The organism is Pseudomonas canadensis, from assembly GCF_030980095.1.
Classification (GTDB): domain Bacteria; phylum Pseudomonadota; class Gammaproteobacteria; order Pseudomonadales; family Pseudomonadaceae; genus Aquipseudomonas; species Aquipseudomonas canadensis.
In genome coordinates this window covers 4,255,552-4,273,233 of the sequence record NZ_CP133298.1, presented here as the reverse complement: position 1 = coordinate 4,273,233, position 17,682 = coordinate 4,255,552, and the positions used below count along the sequence as shown (strand labels likewise).

Below are 17,682 nucleotides of genomic sequence, written 5' to 3'. Positions count from 1 at the left end.
AGAGTGCCAACGATAACGCGGGCATTCAGGAGGACTGCGGCGGTCTCGAGTATTTGGCGAGCAAACCCGCCCCTACAAACATCTGAATCAGCGCACCAGGCACGGCTGCTTGTTGTTGAAGCGCCACCCCGGAATCAAAAACTGCATCGCCACGCTGTCATCCCGCGCGCCGAGGCCCATGCCTTTGTACACCTCATGGGCCTTGGCTACCGCGTCCATGTCGATCTCCACCCCCAGGCCAGGCTTGCTCGGCACTTTTACATAACCCCCGTCGATTTTCAGCGGCGCCTTGGTCAGGTGCTGGCCGTCCTGCCAGATCCAGTGGGTGTCGATGGCGGTGATGTCGCCCGGTGCTGCTGCGGCGACCTGGGTGAACATCGCCAGGGAAATGTCGAAGTGGTTGTTGGAGTGCGAGCCCCAGGTCAGGCCCCATTCATGGCACATCTGCGCAACGCGTACCGAGCCCTGCATCGTCCAGAAGTGTGGGTCGGCGAGGGGGATGTCCACCGATTGCAGTTGGATCGCGTGACCCATTTCGCGCCAGTCGGTGGCGATCATGTTGGTGGCGGTTTTCAGGCCGGTGGCACGGCGGAATTCAGCCATGACTTCGCGGCCCGAGTAGCCGTTTTCGGCACCGCAGGGGTCTTCGGCGTAGGCCAGTACGTGGTGCTGGTCGCGGCACAGGCGGATGGCCTCTTTCAATGACCAGGCGCCGTTCGGGTCGAGGGTGATACGCGCATCCGGGAAGCGTTCGGCCAGGGCGGTGACGGCTTCGATTTCTTCGTCGCCGCTCAGCACGCCGCCTTTGAGCTTGAAGTCATTGAAACCATATTTGGCTTTGGCGGCTTCGGCCAGGCGCACCACGGCGTCGGCCGTCAGCGCGGTTTCGTGGCGCAGGCGGAACCACTCATCGTCGCTGTCGGCTTCGTTGCGGTAGGCCAGGTCGGTGGCACTGCGGTCGCCGACATAAAACAGATAGCCGAGCATTTTTACCGCGTCGCGTTGCTGTCCTTCACCGAGCAGGGCGGCCACCGGGACTTCGAGACACTGACCCAGCAGGTCGAGCAGCGCGGCTTCCATGGCGGTGACGGCATGGATGGTGATGCGCAGGTCAAAGGTCTGCAAACCACGACCCGCCGCGTCGCGGGAAGCAAAAGTGCTGCGCATCTGGTTGAGGATGCGCTGGTACTGGCCGATGGGTTGGCCGATCACCAGGCTGCGGGCGTCTTCCAGGGTTTCGCGGATGCGTTCGCCGCCGGGCACTTCACCCACGCCGGTGTTGCCGGAGCTGTCCTTGAGGATGACGATATTGCGTGTGAAGTACGGGCCGTGGGCGCCGCTGAGGTTGAGCAGCATGCTGTCGTGGCCGGCGACGGGGATAACCTGGAAGTGAGTAACGACGGGCGTAGTCATGGCAAGTTCCTGAATGGTCTTAAAGAGGTTTGCTGAGGGCGGCGCGGGTGGGCACGGCGCTCGGTGACGTCAGCGCGGCAGAGGGCGCGGTCTTGGCGAAAAACACCAGGATCGCTGCGAGCACCGACGTGCCGGCCAGACCATAGAGCCCGCCCTGGATCGAACCGGTGGTCTGTTCCAGGAAGCCGAACGTGGTGGGCGCAACGAAGCCGCCCAGGTTGCCGATAGAGTTGATCAACGCGATCACGGCGGCGGCGATACGCACATCCAGGTAGCCCTGGGGAATCGGCCAGAACAGTGACGATGCCGACTTGAAACCGATAGCCGCAAAGCAGATCGCCACAAAGGCAAAGACCGGCCCGCCCGTGGTGGACATGAACATGCCCGCTGCCGCAATCAACAGCGCTGCCGCCACCCAGGCCTGCTGGAACTTGAACTTGCCCGACAACGAGGCGAAGGCGTACATGGCGATGATCGAGATCAGCCAGGGGATCGAGTTGAAGAACCCGACCTGCACATCACTGAGGTCACCCATTTTCTTGATGATGCTCGGCAGCCAGAAGGTGGCGGCGTAGATCGTCAGTTGGATGCAGAAATACAGCGCGCAGAACAGCAGGATCTGGCGGTCCTTGAGCAGCTTGCCGAGGGACGGCTTGACGCTGGTGAGGGCCTCACGGTCGCGCTGTTCCTGGTCGATGGCATTGACCAGTGCATCCTGTTCTTCGCGGGTCATCCATTTGGCGTCGTGGGGTTTGGAGTCCAGCCAGAACCACACAAAGAAGCCAATCACCACCGAAGCCAAGCCTTCAATGGCGAACATCCATTGCCAGCCGTGGAAGCCAAAGCCTTCGATTTGCAACAGCACGCCTGACAGCGGGCCGGAAATCAGCGACGCAACCGCCGAGCCGCTCAAAAAGATGGCGATGGCTTTACCGCGTTCCACGCCAGGCAGCCAGCGCGTGAAGTAGTAGATCACCCCAGGAAAGAAACCGGCCTCGGCCACACCCAGCAGGAAGCGCAGGATGTAGAAGTGGGTTTCGTTCTGGATGAACGCCATCAGCGTGGCGACGATGCCCCAGGTGAACATGATGCGAGTCAGCCAGATACGCGCACCGACCTTTTGCAGCAACATGTTGGAGGGCACTTCGAAGAGGGCATAGCCGATGAAGAACAGTCCGGCGCCGAAGCCATAGGCGGCGGCGCCGATGCCCAGGTCGTGCTCCATGTGCGTGCGCACAAAGCCGATGTTGACCCGGTCGATGTAGTTGAGGATGAACATGATCACGAACAGTGGCAGCACATGGCGCTTCACTTTGCTCACGGCGCGCGCGAGGACGGGATCACTTTCGGGTACGGCAGATACATGGATTGAATTGGTCACAATTCAAAACTCCCCCTGATTATTTTTATGCGGGTTTGCGTGTCTTGTTGATAGACATCATACAAGTTGTTTTTTTCAGGTCGCAATGGGGTGGGTGATTTTTTTGTGTTTATAAACAGGTTTTTTGAGCATCTATTAGGTTTTAAGGGGTTTTCGGGGCTGGGTGTTTGCGGAGGACGGTAACTGGATTAATGTTAGTTGTCATACAAGTTGAGATCTTCTGCCTCACACGACATTCTGTGTAGGAGCGAGCTTGCTCGCGAAAAACGTCAAAGATAACGCGGGCACCCTGGATGAACGCGGCGTGCTCAGGTTTTTCGCGAGCAAGCTCGCTCCTACAGGGTGTTAAGCTCGCACCCGCTAACTCTGTGGATTCGTCACTATGCCCATTGAACATGGACCCGCTGTCCGTAAACGCTCCACCAACCTGGCCCAGGGCGTGGTCGACGCGCTGACCCAGCGCATCCTGCTCGGCCAGTTGAAACCCGGCGAAAAGCTGCCCTCTGAATCCACCATCGTGGCTGAGCATGGCGTGAGCCGAACCGTGGTGCGCGAAGCGATTTCCAAGTTGCAGGCGTCCGGTCTGGTTGAGACTCGTCACGGCATCGGCACCTTTGTGCTGGAACAGCACGCCCAGCAGGGCCTGCGCCTCCATGTGGACACGGTGGCCAGCGTGCGCAACATGCTCGAGCTGCGCCTGGGCCTGGAAGTGCAAGCCGTCGCACTGGCCGCCGTGCGCCGCACCGACCAACAACTGGCCCACATGCGCCAGGCACTCGACGACTATCAGGCGTCCCTGGCCAACAACGACAGTTGCGTGGAGGAAGACAAACGCTTTCACCAACTGATCGCCGAGGCCACCGGCAATACCTTCTTCACTGAAATCATGCTGCACCTGGGCAATGCGATGATCCCGCGCACCCAGGTGAAAGGCGATGAGCGTGGCGGCGCCGACTTTGCCCAACTGGGCCAGTTGGCGAACCTGGAACATGAGGCGATCTTCAACGCGATCAAACGCCAGGACCCGGACGCCGCCCGCGCCGCCATGGTGTTGCATCTGACCAACAGCCGGGACCGTTTTTCGGGGGAGCAGGGGCGTTGAACGAACACACCTTATCCCTGCGACTGGAGCGCGTCGCCGCCAACGTACCGAAGGGCGCGCGTCTGGCCGATATCGGCTCCGATCACGGTTATTTGCCGGTAGCATTGATGCGCCGTGGCCTGATCACGATGGCAGTGGCGGGGGAGGTCGCGACCACACCCTTTCATGCGGCGCAACGTACCGTGCGCGACAACGGCCTGGAGCAACAGATCACCGTGCGTCTGGCTGATGGTTTGGCGGCCATGAAGCCCGATGACGGCATCACCGCGATCAGCGTCTGCGGCATGGGCGGCGAGACTATCCGTGACATTCTCGAAAGCGGTAAGCGGCACCTGAGCGGCCAAGAGCGATTGATCCTGCAACCCAACGGCGGTGAGCAACCGTTGCGCCAATGGCTGATGGATAACGGTTACTCGATCCTTCGAGAAGAGTTGCTGCGCGAAAACCGCTTTTACTACGAGATCATTGTCGCAGAGCGCGCCGGGCCAGTGGCTTACACCGCTGAGCAGTTGTACTTCGGGCCGCTGCAACTGCAGGCGCGCAGCCCAGTGTTCATCGCCAAATGGCAACATATGCTGCGCCAAAAACACAAGACCCTGGCCAGCTTCGAGCACGCTCGGCAAGCGGTGCCGGAAGAGAAGCAAAAAGAGATCGTGCAGCAGGCGAAATGGATTACCGCGCTACTGGCCTGATACCCCTTCATTCAAACCTGATGACCTAGGACACCCACCATGGCCGACGCCACCGACCCCACCTTCTACGACCGCGCCGACGCGCACATCGAATTGTCGAACGAGCAACTCCAGGCTCACGAAAACCTCGGCCAGGTCAGCGCCTCGATGATGTTCGGCACCACGCGCTTCAACGCCTGGGCCAGCGCGCGCAACTTCAAGTCCGGCGCGGAAATGGCCGAGGCGCGGGAGGCGATGTTGAAGTACTTCTGCGACCAGTACCGGATGATGCTTGAGGATAATCTGGACGATCACATCAATAATTTTGACCGGTACATGTCGACCCGATAGGCCACTGTTACAGGTCTGCACAGGCCTTGAGTGCTTTTGCCCCATTTTCGCGCACGCTACGTTCTCGATTGGTCCCCGCGCCGCCTATCTCGGGCGCGCTGACAGCGGCCCGTATCTTGCTAGTGTCAAGCTAATCAATGACATGGCATTTTGCCGTTAGTCATTTCAAGGCTTCACCCCGCGGCGCACCGCGTGGGTCGTTTTTGGGGAGTGGTCGGACATGCACAGCCTTTTATTACCGGGTATACGCCTGTTGGGGCGTTTCGGCTTTGCGCGCAAGTTCCAGATCCTGTTCTTCCTGTTCATGCTGCCCCTGGCGGGTAGCCTGTGGATGATCGGCTCGGACTATCGCGACAAATTGACCGTGATTTCCAGCGAGCAGTCCGGTGTCCGGCAACTGTTGGCCCTGGATGCGCTGGACGGTCAATTGACGGCCCAGCGCAACCTGGCCGCACGCTGGAAGGCGGCGGACATACTGCACGCGCCCACCCCGGCGGCGAAGGCGGCGATGGACAAGGTCGACGCCAATTTCCCGGTGATCCTGCAAAGCCTGCAAACCCTGGGCGATTCACTCAAAGCCCAGAACGCCAGCACTGATATCCTCGCGCGCTTCGACGCCTTGCAGGCGACAGTCAAGGGCATGGACTCCCAATCCCTGCGCACGGTGGGCTGGTGGCCGGACGGTTACGACCGTTTCACCGCGGCCCTGACCGCGATGCAAACCCTGCGCGAGCAGATCACCCTCGACGCCGGGTTGATCCTCGACCCGTGGCTGGAAACCTACCTGCTGATGCAGATTTCCACCCAGCACACCCCTGACCTGATCGAGCGTATCGGGCGCATGGCCAGTGTCGGCCAGTCGTCTATCGCGTCGGGGCAGTTCACGTTGCAAAGCCGCTTGCAGATGCGTGACCTGCGCGGTCGGATCGGCGACGCGCGGGACCAGTTGGTCAAGGCGGCAGGCTCGCTCAAGGCCAAGCAATACGCCGGTCTCGAACCCTGGACCGCGCAGTACGACGACAGCCTGCAACGGCTGGACAACGAACTCAAGGTGCTCGACGACGGCGTCTTCGGCGGCACCATCAAGCTCGACACCGCAGGCTTCGAACGCAGTGTCGACGCGATGCTCGACAGCCTCGGCGCGCTGCGTAACCAGTCGCTGCATTCGCTGGACGCGCGCTTGGGTTACTACCGTGATCGTTCGCTGCAGAAATTCATTCCCGTCGCGGCGACATTCAGCCTGCTGGCCTTGGCCGCGCTTTACCTGTTCATATGCCTGCAAGCCTCGATTCGCCGCAGTGCCAGTGGCATCACCACCCTGGCCGAGTCCCTGCGCGACGGCAACCTGTGCGTCGAGGTGGCGGTGGAAGGGCGCGACGAACTCGCGGCCATCAGCACCGCGCTCAACGTTGCGGTGGTGCAACTGCGCACCAGCCTGCTGGGGGTCAACCACGAGACGCAGCAACTCGGCTCGGCGGTGCTCACCCTCAATTCGCAATCGGGCAGCACCCTGACCGAAGTCGAAGACCAGCAACTGCAAATCAGCCAGATCGCCGCCGCCGCGACCCAGTTGGCCGCCACCTCCCTGGGCGTCGCCAAAAGCTGCGAACAAGCCTCGGGCAGCGCCCAGCAGACCCGACGCATCGCCGAAGACAGCAGCCGCGACAGCCAGCGCACCACGGCCAGCATCCAGCAACTCAACCTGCGCCTGACCGACACCGCCGATGCGCTGGAGCAGGTCAGCCAGCAGGGCCAGCAGATTCAGTCGGTGGTCGACACCATCCGTGGCATTGCCGAGCAGACCAACCTGCTGGCGCTCAACGCCGCCATCGAAGCCGCCCGTGCCGGTGAGCAGGGCCGCGGGTTTGCCGTGGTGGCTGATGAAGTGCGCAGCTTGTCGCAACGCACCCAGGCGTCTACGGCGCAGATCGCCGGCACGGTCGACAGCCTGCGCGCCACGGTCAGCCAGGCGGTCACGTTGATGGGCGCCGCGTGTGAACAGGCACTGACGGATGCTGAATCCGTCACCGGGCTGGGCACACGTTTGGGCGAGATTGCCGGTGCGGTGCAACACGTCACCGACACCCTGGCGCAGATCGCCACTGCTGTTGAAGAGCAAGCGGCGACGGCGGATGAAGTGAGCGGCAATATCCAGCAAGTGGACCAGGCGGCCGGGCGTTTGCTCGACGGCGCGCGGGCTGTGAACCGAGCGGCCGACACCTTGAGCAAAGGCAGCCAGGCATTGAGCGACAACACCGCGCGGTTTCGCCTGGGCTGAACAGGTTTTTGTGGTGACCACGCTTCCTGTGGTGAGCGGGGCAAGCCCGCTCACACCACAGGAAGCTTGCTCACCAAAACAAGTCTGCTCACCACAACAAGCTCCCCCACCACAGGAACCTTCGGCTTCTACAGGGCTCACTTACTAGGTCGCCCTGTTTCGTCGCCGAAAGGACTCCGCATGACTTCAGCCCCGCCAACGACCCTCCCGCACGGCCCCGTCACCCGCGAACTCAGCCTGCGCGCCGTCATCACAGGCAGTGTCCTCGGCATCCTGCTCACGCCGTCCAATGTCTACGCCGGGTTGAAAATCGGTTGGTCGTTCAACATGTCGATCATCGCGCTGTTGATCGGCTACGCCATCTTTCAAGGAGTGGCCAAGCGTTCCACCGACCACCTGCCGTGGACCTTGCATGAAAGCAACATCAACCAGACCGTCGCCTCGGCCGCCGCTTCAATCATTTCCGGCGGACTGGTAGCGCCGATCCCGGCCTATACCTTGCTGACGGGCAACCAGTTAGACGCTATCCCCATGATTGCCTGGGTGTTCTCGGTGAGTTTCCTGGGCATCTGGATCGCCTGGTATCTACGGCCCTCGCTGCTGAATGACAAGGCGCTGAAGTTCCCCGAGGGCATGGCCACCCTGGAAACCTTGCTGCACATCTACAACCATGGGCGCGAAGCCGCGACGCGCTTGAAGGTGCTGCTCAGCGCCGCGTTGCTCTCCGGGCTGGTCAAGTGGGTCGATACTTTTATGTGGGCCTTCCCGCGCTGGTCGCCCAGCGCTCAGTTGGAGCGCCTGACCTTCACCGCCGACCCTTCGCTGTTGCTGGTGGGCTTCGGCGGTATCATCGGCATTCGCGTGGGCCTGACCCTGCTGCTCGGCGCCTTGCTCGCGTGGGGCGGCCTGGGCCCCTGGTTGTTGGCGCAACACCTGGTGACCTTGCCTGCGGGCAGCAGCGGCCCGCAGTTCGCCGCGCTGGTGGAGTGGTTGCTGTGGCCGGGCGTGAGCTTGATGGTGTGTTCCACCTTGGCCTCGCTGGCGATTCGTTTGTGGGCCCTGTACCGATCAACGCACTCCGGCGGCGAATCGACCTGGACGGTGCCAAAACCGGGGCCGGCCGCCGGTTTTGTGCTGGCGATTGTGCTGGTGGTGAGTCTGCAGGCGCTGCTGTTCGGCATTAATCTGGGCATGGCGTTGCTCACGATCCCATTGGCGATCTGCCTCGCCGCCGTCGCCGCGCGCGTGGTGGGCGCCACCGGCATTCCGCCCATCGGCGCCATTGGGCAACTGTCCCAGCTGAGCTTTGGCATCGTCGCGCCGGGGCAGGTGCCGATCAACCTGATGAGCGCCAACACGGCCGGTGGCTCGGCCGGGCAGTGCACCGACTTGATGAATGATTTCAAAGTGGGCAAGGCCATTGGTGCCACGCCGCATAAGCAGGTGATCGCGCAGATCCTGGGGATTTTCATCGGCAGTATCGTTGGCGTATTCGCCTACCTGGCGTTGATCCCGGACCCGCAAACCATGCTGCTCACCGAAGAGTGGCCGGCCCCGGCGGTCGCTACCTGGAAAGCCGTGGCGCTAACCCTCACCCATGGGGTGGATTCACTGTCCACCAGCATTCGCTGGGCGATTGCCATCGGCGGCCTGGTTGGCGTAGTGCTCGGTGTGCTGGACAGCACCTTGCCTGCCCATCGTGCCCGCTTCCTCCCGAGTGCCGCCGCCCTGGGCCTGGCCTTTGTGCTGCCGGCCTCGGTCTCGTTGATGATGGCCCTGGGCGCGATACTGACCTGGCTGCTGAGCTGCCGCTGGCCGAGCCTCACCGAGCGCTTTGCGATTACCGCCGCCGCTGGCTTGATTGCGGGGGAGAGCATCACCGGCGTAGGTGCTTCACTGTGGTCGATGGTGCACTGAAGCGTGGCTCGGCAGTTGCCGAGCCAGCCGCCATGGCCTCAGGCGATCTTCACATTCATGGTGATCCTGGCGGTGAACACCTTCACTTCGCCCTCATCAAAAATATCCACCGGCACGATCTTGTCCCCCGCGGTGGACCAATCAATACCGCTGCCATCCGCTACGGCACGGATGTTCGTCTTGGCCTTCGCCAGGTACTCCACGGTCATGCCCTTTGGGATCCATTTGGCACCTGACGGTATCGACACGTCCGTCATCGTCCCACCTGCCAATTCCGCCGCGTTGCACAACGCAATGGCATGCACGGACGCCAAGTGGTTGGTGATTTCCTTGCGAAACGGCACATTGACCACGGCATGCCCAGGGCGCAGTTCGGCGATTTCCGGGTTGATGGTGCTGAAGTAGGGCGCCACTTGGCAGGCCATTTGGCTGAAGGCTGCAGGGCCTGCACTGTTGAACATGCTGAGAAACTGGCTCATGGATTATCCTCGCAATGGGTTAACAGAATAATATTCTGTAACGGAACGATATTCTGTAAATTCCATGGGTGTCAAGCCATGCCTTCTCTGCAGGCGGCTGTACCTTTAGACTCCGTACATTTGGCGAGCCACTCCATGCACGCACCTGACCTGATCGAGCGCACCTTCCCGGGCCGGCGCAGCGACCTCAAGCGCAGCATCCTGCGCGAGGCCCTGGCCAGCTTTAACGACGTGGGTATTGAAGCGACGAATATCGAAACCATCCGCGCGCGGTGCGAGACCAGCGTGGGCGCCATCTACCATCACTTCGGCAATAAGGAAGGCATCGTCGCCGCGCTGTATTTTGCCGCGCTGGAAGATCAGGCCGCCTTGCGAGACCACTATCTGAAGCCGGCGCAAACCGCCCAGGCCGGTGTGGAAGCGCTGGTGCGCAGTTATGTGGAGTGGGTGGATGCGCAACCCGAATGGGCGCGCTTTATGTTCCAGAGCCGTTTCGCCGTGGCCAACGGCCCGCACAAGGACGAACTGCTCACCCGCAACAAGCAGCGCAATGCGCAATTGACCGAGTGGATGAGCGACGAAGGCCGCCGCGAGGCGTTCAGCCATATTCCGGCAGAACTGTTGCTGTCGCTGATCATCGGCTCGGCCGAAAGCTATGCCCGTGCGTGGTTATCCGGCCGGGTCAAACACAGCCCCAATCACTACGCCGCGTTGCTGGCGCAGGCGGCGTGGGCCTCGATCAGCCAAACGCCTGCACAATCGGCAGACATTTAATTGTCGGCACTCTTGGAGGCTGGCGTAGTCTGTTTCCAAGACATTCCTCTCGCCCTGCGGAGCCTTCAATGATCATCGTCCACCACCTCAACAACTCACGCTCGCAACGCATCCTGTGGCTGCTCGAAGAACTCGGCCTGCCCTACGAGATCAAGCGCTACCAACGCGACCCGAAAACCAACCTCGCTCCGCCAGAACTCAAGGCGATCAACCCGTTGGGCAAATCGCCGGTGATCGAAGACGGCGGCCTGGTGCTGATCGAGTCCGCCGCCATCATCGACTACCTGATCCGCCGCCACGGCCAGGGCCGCCTGCAACCGGACCCCGCCAGCGCCACCTACGACCACTACGTGCAGTGGCTGCATTTTGCCGAAGGCTCGGCCATGTTGCCGTTGATGCTCAACCTCTACGTCGGCCGCCTGGGCGAGGCAGGCGCGCCGTTGCATCCGCGGATCGAATCGGAAGTGGCCAACTACCTCGGTTACCTGAACGACGTGCTCGCGGGCAAAGCCTACCTGCTTGGCGATGAGCTGAGCGGCGCGGACGTCCAGATGAGCTTTATCGGCGAAATCGCCAGGGCCCAGGGCAAGTTGCAGGCCTACCCGAACCTGGCAGCGTGGGTGGAGAAATTCCAGGCGCGACCTGCGTATCGCAAGGCGGTGGCGCAGGGCGGGGAGTATGCGTTTGCCAAGTGACTAACGCTGCTGCAACGCCACCTTCAGCCCCAGGCCCATAAACAGCGTGCCGATGATTTTGCCTTCCCAGCGCCGCAGTTTGGACAGCCCCTTGATGCCTCGGCTCAAGGGGCGGATGGCGAGGGCGAGCAGGCTGGTGTACACCGCACTGAGCACCGAGAAGATCATGCCCAGCACCGCGAACTGAACCAGCGACGAGCCGGATTCCGGGTGGACGAATTGCGGCAGGAACGCCAGGAAGAAAATCGCGGTCTTCGGGTTGAGAACCTCGGCGCCCACCGCCTGGAAAAATGCCTGGCGCGGGGTGACGGCACGCAAGGTCAGCCCCGCCTGTGTGCCGGTCTTGGCCATGAACGCGCGTACGCCCAGGTAGATCAGGTAGGCCGCGCCGGCCCACTTCACCGCGTTGAACGCCGTGGCCGAGGTCATCAGGATCGCCGACAACCCCAACGCCGCGCCCAGGGTATGCAGCAAGTCGCCGCACGCCACGCCCAGCCCGGTCGCCACGCCGACCTTGCGTCCGCCTTGCACGGTGCGGGTGATCACCAGCAACACAGAGGGGCCTGGAATCAGAAACAGGCCAATCACTACGGCGACATAGGTGATGAGGGAGGCGAGTTCAAACATGGCGGACGCTCTCGAAATAGGGCACGGCCCCCAGTTATCCTCAAGTGAATGGCGTTTACAACTGTTAACGGATTGAACGGCGCGATCGCTATAGGCTTTGGGATGTCTGCCCTGGAGCCCATCGCCATGAACCTGCGAGCCGTCACTGCCACGTTGTTTGCCTTTGTCCTGTTACTGCCGCCACCGGCCGAGGCCGCGACGCCTATCACCCATGTCGCCATCTACCGGGGCCCGGCGGGTTGTGACGACTGTTCCGAAAATGTGGCGAAGGCCCTGCATCGACTCAACCCCAACTATCACATCGATTTTGTTGGCGCGGATGAGTCGATCGACATCACGCCGCAAACCCTGGCGCGCTATGACCTCTACGTGCAACCCGGCGGCGGCCAGGACATTCCCGCAGCGCTGCGCAGCCTGGGTGATGCGCGCAGCGAGGCCATCCGCAACTACGTCGCCCACGGCGGGCGCTATTTGGGCTTGTGCATGGGCGCCTACCTGGCGGATGACAACAACCTTGGCCTGATCCCCCAGGACCTCGACGGCGAAGTCGGCCGCCCCGGTTTCGAAGTGCCCGGCATCGCCGACGCCGCGGTGCAGGTCACGTGGGCGGGCAAGCCTGACCACGTTTTCTTCCAGGATGGCCCGTACTTTCCGAAAGGGTCGTATAAAACCATCGCCACCTACCGCAACGGTGACGTCGCGGCGGCGCGGTATACCTATGAAAAGGGCGTGGTGGTGCTGAGCGGCCCGCACCCTGAGGCCAGTCGGGAGTGGTTTGAAAATGCCGAGATCCCAGTGAGCAAAATGCCCGAGGGTGATCTGTTTGGTTCATTGGTCCGCAGCTTTTGAAGCCTCTCGTCCTTAGAACCAGCCCTTTCAAGGTCTTTAGGTAGAGATGGCGATAAGTACCCTGTGGCGAGCGGGCTTGTCCCGCGTTGGGCTGCGAAGCAGCCCCAGGAGCAGCGGCCGAAGAGTGCCTGACTCACCGCATTCATCCTTCTAGGGTCGCTTCGCAACCCAACGCGGGACAAGCCCGCTCGCCACAGTTGTAGTGTTCGCCCTTAATGGGAGGGTATCAGCCAGATATCGCCGGTTTTTCAAAGACCCTGAAACGGCTGGTCCTTAGAACGATTGCCCTTCAAAACGCTTCAACGAAAACGACGACAGATCCAACTCGCTCTCGCCCTTCACGCACCACTGCGCAAACGCCTCACCCAATGCCGCCGAATGCTTGAAACCATGCCCCGAACACGGCGACACCACCAAGGTGTGCTGCAACCTCGGGTGCCGGTCGATGATGAAATGATGGTCCGGCGTCACCGTGTAGGCGCACACCGCTGACTTGACCACCTTGGCCGTCAGCCCGGCGATGCGGCCCTGCACCTGTTGCTCGTACATCTCCCGTTCCTGGGTGGGCGACACCGTGCGGTCCAGCGTCTGCGGCGTGGACACGGTGTGATACTGCGCCGTCGCCACTTTCAAACTGCCCTCGCCAGGTAACGCGGGGAAGCCGTAGTTGGTATAACCCTCGCCCGGCCCATGGGTAAAAATGAACGTAGGAGACGCGCCGACCAGCGCCGCATCCGGCTCCGTTTCGAACCAGAACAGCTGCTGACGATAGACCTTGAGCAACCGATCAAACGGCGCCCCCAGCAAACCCCCCGCCCAGTTGCCCGCGCTGACCACCAGCTTGTCGGCCTGCAAGGTGCGCTGGTCAGTGGTCACCGTGACGCCTTGTTCATCCGAACTGATGTGGGTCACGGTTTCGCCTGTGTACAACGTCGCGCCCTGTTGCTCGGCCAGGCGCAGTTGCACCTCGATGCAACGCTCGGGCCGCACAAACCCGCCGCCCGGTTCGTAATAGCCGATGGCGCTGTCGGCCACCTGGGCAAATTGGGGAAAGCGCTGGCGAATCTGCGCCGCGTCCAGCACCTCATGCTCGATACCGTAGGTTTGCGCCAGGCCGATGGTACGCAGGGTGAAGTCGGTTTCATCGCTTGGGTCGAAATCCTCACGGGAGGTGAGCACCAGCAACCCCGACTGTTCGAACAGCGACTCCCCCGACAGCGCCTCCAACTCCCGCCAGATGCGATGGGAATTACGCACGATGGGCACGTACTGCGCGCCTTCACCCACCGACAACCGCGTGATCCGCGTATCGCCATGGCTGGAGCCAAACGTGTGGGGCGGGTGATGACGGTCGATACCGGCGACCTTTACACCGGCCTTGGCCAGTTGGTACACCGTGGCGGCACCCATGGCGCCCAAGCCGATGACCAGCGATTCATAACGTTCCAATGTCGATACTCGCTAGAGGGGAGGCCACATAGTTGAGTGCAGCCACGGCTAAAACACAAGGGTCCAATCAGCCTGTGGTTGCGCGAAACGGCCGGAATGCCTTCCACAGTTCCTCGGCAAAAATCTGCGGCTGTTCAAACGCCGCAAAATGCCCGCCCTTGTCCACAGCATTCCAATAGAACAGGTTGGCCCATGCCGCTTCTGCCCACGCCCGTGGCGGCTTGAAGGTTTCGGCGGGGAAAATGCTCGCGCCCATCGGCACCTGGATATGCTCCACGCCGCCGCGCGACGACGAGAAGAAGTCCGCGCCACGAATGGTCGCGCCCACGCCTTCCCAATACAGGCGCGCGCTGGACGTGCCGGTGCCGGTGAACCAGTACAACGAGATGTCATCGAGCATCTGGTCGCGGGTGAGTGCGTCTTCGGGGCGGCCGTTGTTGTCGGTCCACTCCCAGAACTTTTCATACATCCACGTGGCCAGGGCCACCGGCGAATCGTTCAGGGCGTAACCGATGGTTTGCGGGCGGGTGTTCATCTGGTTGGCGTAGCCGGCCTTGTCGCTGACGTAACGCTCGATGTCTTCAAGGGCCTGGCGCTCTTCTTCGGTGGGGCGGGCGGGTAATTGCGCCGGCACCACCATCGGCAAATTCACGTGCGCCGCCTTTAACCCCTCGGGTGCCTGGCCGGCCAACGCGGTGGTGATGGCCGCACCCCAGTCGCCGCCCTGGGCCACCCAGTGCTTGTAACCCAACCGCTGCGTCATCAGCACCGCCCAGGCCCGGGCGATGCGCGCCGGATTCCAGCCTTGCTCGGTGGGTTTGTCGGAAAAGCCGTAGCCGGGAATCGCCGGCACCACCACATGGAACGCGTCTTCAGCCTTGCCGCTGAACGCCACCGGATCGGTGAGGCGCTCGATTACATTCAGGAACTCCAACACCGAGCCGGGCCAACCGTGGGTCAGCAAAATGGGCGTAGCGTTCGGGTGCGGCGAGAGGGCGTGAATGAAATAAATACCCACGCCGTCGATCCGCGTACGGAACTGCGGGAAGCTGTTCAAGCGCGCTTCAAACGTGCGCCAGTCATAACCGTTGAGCCAGTAGTCCACCAGCGACTTCGCTGCATCCAACGGCACACCTTGGGACCAGTCCTCCACCAACTCCTGATCGGGCCAACGGGCCAGGCGCAAACGCAGTTGCAAATCCTCGATGGCGGCCTGGGGCACGTGCACCTCAAACGGGGTGACGGCCTCTGTGGCTGGCGGCAATACCAAGGGGCGATGGGCGGAAAAATCGAATGTCGCGGGCATTTCTGTCTCCAGGGTTCTATGGTTTGTAACGGTCGCTACAAAATAGCCTGAGCAGAAATCCCTCGTCAATGATATTGTATCGGTCGATACAGAATCGGCAGGTGACCCATGGCGAGAAAAATTGCGTTTGATTACGACCAGGCCGTCGAGAAGGCCAAGGTGTTGTTCTGGCAGCGCGGCTACGTCGCCACCGGCCTGCGCGACTTGCTCAAGGTCATGGACATCGGTGAAAGCTCCTTCTACAACTCGCTCAAGAGCAAGAAGCAGCTGTACCTGGCCTGCGTGCAGCGTTACGAAGACGATGTGGTGGCGCGGCGCCTGGAAGCCTTGGTGTCAGCGCCCACGGCGGCCGAGGGTATTCGCGCATTTTTCAGCGTGATCCTCGATGACCTGGAAGGCGCACAGATGCCATCGCCCCTGTGCATGGTGGCCGCGATGGTGACGGACGTGGTGTTGTCAGACCCGGAGTTGCGCGAGCGCGCCGAGCAGGGGTTGGAAGCGGTGCGCGGCATCATGGCCGAGCGCCTGGGCGAAGATCAGGCCCAAGGCCTGCTACCAGCCGCCCTCGACCCGCAAGTGACCGCCTCGGTGATCCTTACCTACCTGCAAGGCCTGTGGCGCATGGCGCTCGTGAAGTTCGAGCGACCTGGCTTCGAACGCCAGGTCGACACGTTTTTGCAGGGGCAGGGGCTTTAGTCAGCGCACCACGTCGAGGGTCTGGATTTCATTCACATAGTGGGTCTGGCTCGACGTCGACTCCAGCGTCAACGCGACGCCCAGGTCTTCGATAAACGCGCGATTGGACGAATAACCGTCCTGCTCGCAGGTCAACCGAATGGCATCGCCCGTCAACGACGCAAACACCTTGCGCGCCGGGAAGCGCTCGCCCACCTTGCAGGTCAAGGTGGTTTCGACCGGTTTGTCGGTAGGCTTGACCGGCACATTGGCCATCTTCAGGTGCGCACTCAGGGTTTGGCCCGGCGCCCAGCTCGTCGGCAGTTTCACCTCGGCCTCTCGGGTCTGCAGCACCTGGCCTTCGCCCACGCCGTTCATTTTCGATTTCAGCTGGATCAGGTCCGCCAGCATCAGGCGGTCCACATTGAAGGCGCCGCCGTAGGCTTCATTCTTCACCAACAAACCGCCCTCGGCCTTGAACCGGATGGTGATCGGCGCGTCCTTGCCCGCGGCGTTCTTCGACAGATAGCTGTAGCTCAACGTCTTGAACTTAGGCTGCAACAGCGGCGCGTCGAGGCCCTGGAGCACGTTGGGTGGCACCGGCACATCGGCCAGATGGGTGTCGGCGACGGTGCGCGGGTAATCCACTGGCGCGATGTCCGGCCGCAACAACGCCAGCAACCCGGCATTCACGCCACCCTGCACCGAACAGCTCACACGGGAATGCTTGCCCTCCGGCTCCACGATCAGCACCCGCTCCACATTGCGCAGCCCCGGTGCCTTGCCCGGCATGGGCTTGATCGCCTGCCAACTGTTGCCCACCTTCAACTCGCTGCGCGTGTATTGCCCCTCGCCTTTTTGCAGCGCACCGGGTTGGTCCAGCAACGCCGCGACGCGCGGGGCGACTTCATCCATCGTGCCGTCCACCGTGAAGCCCCAGAAGTAATACAGGCCCAGCGGGCCGAGATCGCTGACCTCATCGTTATAGGACAACAACTTCAACCCCGCGATGGCCGGCGCGGTCACCGGCACTGCCGAGGCCTTGGGTTCGGTGCGGTCGCGCACCGCGATCCAGGTGAAGTTCTTTTCCTGCTTGAGTGGGGCATAGGCCTGCCACGCATCACGGTGCGTGTTCAGGCGGCTGAAGAACGTCTCGTCACAACGGGTGAAGGCCTTGAGCGTGTCGACCAACGCGGCGTCGTCGGCCTGGGCAAAGGAAGGCGACAGCAGGGCTGACGCGAGCAGGGCAGCGGAAAACGGCAACTTCATGGGACAGGACTTCCTTATCGACAGGCGAGGAACAGGGCGGAGACATTATCCAGCAGTTGGGTGTCAGTCTCTAGTTGGCTGAGCGCATCAGGCGCAAACGCCAGTTACCGCCGTGCTGGGCATGGCAGGCTTCTTCAGAATCCAAGTGAACGCAACGCGCCAACGGTACGGGCGGGATCTCGGCGTCGTCCAGCGCGGAGGCGGTCAACTCGCGGATACGCGCGTCCAGCCCTGTCGCCACGGCCTGCGCCTGGCTGGCGCGGGTGTCAAAGACCCAGGTGATACGCAGGCTGCCGGGGAAGTCGGCGTAATTGACCGTGTGCGTCAGCCATTCAAACCCGGGGATTTCGGCTTTGGCGGTTTCGCAGGCGTCGGTGAGCGCGGCGACAAGGCGGCGTTCGATGCGGGTGCTGTCGCGTTTTGATGAACTCACAGAGAGCTCCGTA

At 62.0% G+C, this 17,682-nt stretch carries 17 protein-coding genes; 9 read left to right on the top strand and 8 right to left on the bottom strand.

What is annotated here, in order from left to right:
- Positions 1-87 precede the first annotated feature (87 nt).
- Both gudD and RB216_RS19780 read right to left on the bottom strand, forming a co-directional pair.
- Positions 88-1,413: a glucarate dehydratase gene (gudD, locus tag RB216_RS19785; protein WP_305381987.1), complete on the bottom strand. Its 1,326-nt coding sequence runs from the start codon at positions 1,411-1,413 to the stop codon at positions 88-90.
- A gap of 19 nt (positions 1,414-1,432) precedes the next feature.
- The gene (locus RB216_RS19780; RefSeq protein ID WP_308907776.1) at positions 1,433-2,794 is read right to left on the bottom strand and encodes an MFS transporter; all 1,362 of its coding nucleotides are present in this window, start codon (positions 2,792-2,794) and stop codon (positions 1,433-1,435) included.
- Between the two features lie 382 nt (positions 2,795-3,176).
- Between RB216_RS19780 and RB216_RS19770 the strand changes: the two genes are divergently transcribed.
- The 5 genes from RB216_RS19770 to RB216_RS19750 all read left to right on the top strand — a co-directional run bounded on the left by RB216_RS19770 (position 3,177) and on the right by RB216_RS19750 (position 9,113).
- A complete protein-coding gene (locus tag RB216_RS19770) occupies positions 3,177-3,896 on the top strand; it encodes a FadR/GntR family transcriptional regulator (protein ID WP_028617183.1) in 720 nt (239 codons plus the stop codon).
- The gene (locus RB216_RS19765; protein ID WP_308907775.1) at positions 3,893-4,588 is read left to right on the top strand and encodes a tRNA (adenine(22)-N(1))-methyltransferase; all 696 of its coding nucleotides are present in this window, start codon (positions 3,893-3,895) and stop codon (positions 4,586-4,588) included. The genes RB216_RS19770 and RB216_RS19765 overlap by 4 nt, the downstream gene beginning before the upstream one ends.
- A 39-nt stretch (positions 4,589-4,627) precedes the next feature.
- Positions 4,628-4,918: a DUF3144 domain-containing protein gene (locus RB216_RS19760; RefSeq protein ID WP_028617181.1), complete on the top strand. Its 291-nt coding sequence runs from the start codon at positions 4,628-4,630 to the stop codon at positions 4,916-4,918.
- Between the two features lie 220 nt (positions 4,919-5,138).
- On the top strand, positions 5,139-7,196 hold the full coding sequence (locus tag RB216_RS19755) for a methyl-accepting chemotaxis protein (RefSeq protein ID WP_308907774.1): 2,058 nt from the start codon (positions 5,139-5,141) through the stop codon (positions 7,194-7,196).
- Between the two features lie 180 nt (positions 7,197-7,376).
- Complete coding sequence (locus RB216_RS19750) at positions 7,377-9,113, top strand: OPT family oligopeptide transporter (RefSeq protein WP_068932073.1); 1,737 nt, start codon at positions 7,377-7,379, stop codon at positions 9,111-9,113.
- 38 nt (positions 9,114-9,151) lie between these two features.
- On the opposite strand, the gene RB216_RS19745 is transcribed toward RB216_RS19750, so the two are convergent.
- Entirely contained in the window at positions 9,152-9,592 is a 441-nt protein-coding gene (locus RB216_RS19745; RefSeq protein WP_068932072.1) for a hotdog fold domain-containing protein, read from the bottom strand.
- Positions 9,593-9,727: 135 nt separating this feature from the next.
- Between RB216_RS19745 and RB216_RS19740 the strand changes: the two genes are divergently transcribed.
- Together RB216_RS19740 and RB216_RS19735 are read left to right on the top strand one after the other, a co-directional pair.
- Complete coding sequence (locus tag RB216_RS19740) at positions 9,728-10,366, top strand: TetR/AcrR family transcriptional regulator (protein ID WP_068932071.1); 639 nt, start codon at positions 9,728-9,730, stop codon at positions 10,364-10,366.
- A gap of 68 nt (positions 10,367-10,434) precedes the next feature.
- Positions 10,435-11,061: a glutathione S-transferase family protein gene (locus RB216_RS19735; RefSeq protein WP_305381976.1), complete on the top strand. Its 627-nt coding sequence runs from the start codon at positions 10,435-10,437 to the stop codon at positions 11,059-11,061.
- Here RB216_RS19735 and RB216_RS19730 read toward each other — a convergent pair whose 3' ends face one another.
- Positions 11,062-11,688 carry a LysE family translocator gene (locus RB216_RS19730; RefSeq protein WP_236321169.1) on the bottom strand — a complete coding sequence of 209 codons (627 nt, stop codon included), beginning with the start codon at positions 11,686-11,688 and terminating at the stop codon, positions 11,062-11,064.
- 126 nt (positions 11,689-11,814) lie between these two features.
- Here RB216_RS19730 and RB216_RS19725 point away from each other — a divergent pair, with 126 nt between their 5' ends.
- Positions 11,815-12,537 (top strand): BPL-N domain-containing protein, encoded by a 723-nt coding sequence (locus RB216_RS19725; protein WP_028617174.1) that lies wholly within the window; start codon positions 11,815-11,817, stop codon positions 12,535-12,537.
- A 273-nt stretch (positions 12,538-12,810) separates the two neighbouring features.
- Here the strand turns inward: RB216_RS19725 and solA are convergent, their stop codons facing one another.
- Together solA and RB216_RS19715 are read right to left on the bottom strand one after the other, a co-directional pair.
- Positions 12,811-13,986, bottom strand: a complete 1,176-nt coding sequence (gene solA / locus RB216_RS19720) for an N-methyl-L-tryptophan oxidase (protein WP_028617173.1) — start codon at positions 13,984-13,986, stop codon at positions 12,811-12,813.
- 67 nt (positions 13,987-14,053) lie between these two features.
- Positions 14,054-15,292 (bottom strand): epoxide hydrolase family protein, encoded by a 1,239-nt coding sequence (locus RB216_RS19715; protein ID WP_308907773.1) that lies wholly within the window; start codon positions 15,290-15,292, stop codon positions 14,054-14,056.
- A 108-nt stretch (positions 15,293-15,400) separates the two neighbouring features.
- On the opposite strand from RB216_RS19715, the gene RB216_RS19710 reads away from it, so the two are divergent.
- The gene (locus RB216_RS19710) at positions 15,401-15,988 is read left to right on the top strand and encodes a TetR/AcrR family transcriptional regulator (RefSeq protein ID WP_016976475.1); all 588 of its coding nucleotides are present in this window, start codon (positions 15,401-15,403) and stop codon (positions 15,986-15,988) included.
- On the opposite strand, the gene RB216_RS19705 is transcribed toward RB216_RS19710, so the two are convergent.
- On the bottom strand, positions 15,989-17,236 hold the full coding sequence (locus tag RB216_RS19705; protein ID WP_068932068.1) for a hypothetical protein: 1,248 nt from the start codon (positions 17,234-17,236) through the stop codon (positions 15,989-15,991).
- A gap of 70 nt (positions 17,237-17,306) precedes the next feature.
- On the bottom strand, positions 17,307-17,669 hold the full coding sequence (locus RB216_RS19700; protein WP_308907772.1) for a hypothetical protein: 363 nt from the start codon (positions 17,667-17,669) through the stop codon (positions 17,307-17,309).
- Positions 17,670-17,682 lie beyond the last annotated feature (13 nt).

Coding starts and splice junctions, on each gene's coding strand:
- RB216_RS19735 (WP_305381976.1), top strand. CDS start 10,435: ATGATCATCGTCCACCACCTCAACAACTCACGCTCGCAACGCATCCTG.
- RB216_RS19770 (WP_028617183.1), top strand. CDS start 3,177: ATGCCCATTGAACATGGACCCGCTGTCCGTAAACGCTCCACCAACCTG.
- RB216_RS19740 (WP_068932071.1), top strand. CDS start 9,728: ATGCACGCACCTGACCTGATCGAGCGCACCTTCCCGGGCCGGCGCAGC.
- RB216_RS19750 (WP_068932073.1), top strand. CDS start 7,377: ATGACTTCAGCCCCGCCAACGACCCTCCCGCACGGCCCCGTCACCCGC.
- RB216_RS19755 (WP_308907774.1), top strand. CDS start 5,139: ATGCACAGCCTTTTATTACCGGGTATACGCCTGTTGGGGCGTTTCGGC.
- RB216_RS19705 (WP_068932068.1), bottom strand. CDS start 17,236: ATGAAGTTGCCGTTTTCCGCTGCCCTGCTCGCGTCAGCCCTGCTGTCG.
- RB216_RS19715 (WP_308907773.1), bottom strand. CDS start 15,292: ATGCCCGCGACATTCGATTTTTCCGCCCATCGCCCCTTGGTATTGCCG.
- RB216_RS19725 (WP_028617174.1), top strand. CDS start 11,815: ATGAACCTGCGAGCCGTCACTGCCACGTTGTTTGCCTTTGTCCTGTTA.
- RB216_RS19730 (WP_236321169.1), bottom strand. CDS start 11,688: ATGTTTGAACTCGCCTCCCTCATCACCTATGTCGCCGTAGTGATTGGC.
- RB216_RS19760 (WP_028617181.1), top strand. CDS start 4,628: ATGGCCGACGCCACCGACCCCACCTTCTACGACCGCGCCGACGCGCAC.
- RB216_RS19710 (WP_016976475.1), top strand. CDS start 15,401: ATGGCGAGAAAAATTGCGTTTGATTACGACCAGGCCGTCGAGAAGGCC.
- RB216_RS19745 (WP_068932072.1), bottom strand. CDS start 9,592: ATGAGCCAGTTTCTCAGCATGTTCAACAGTGCAGGCCCTGCAGCCTTC.
- gudD (WP_305381987.1), bottom strand. CDS start 1,413: ATGACTACGCCCGTCGTTACTCACTTCCAGGTTATCCCCGTCGCCGGC.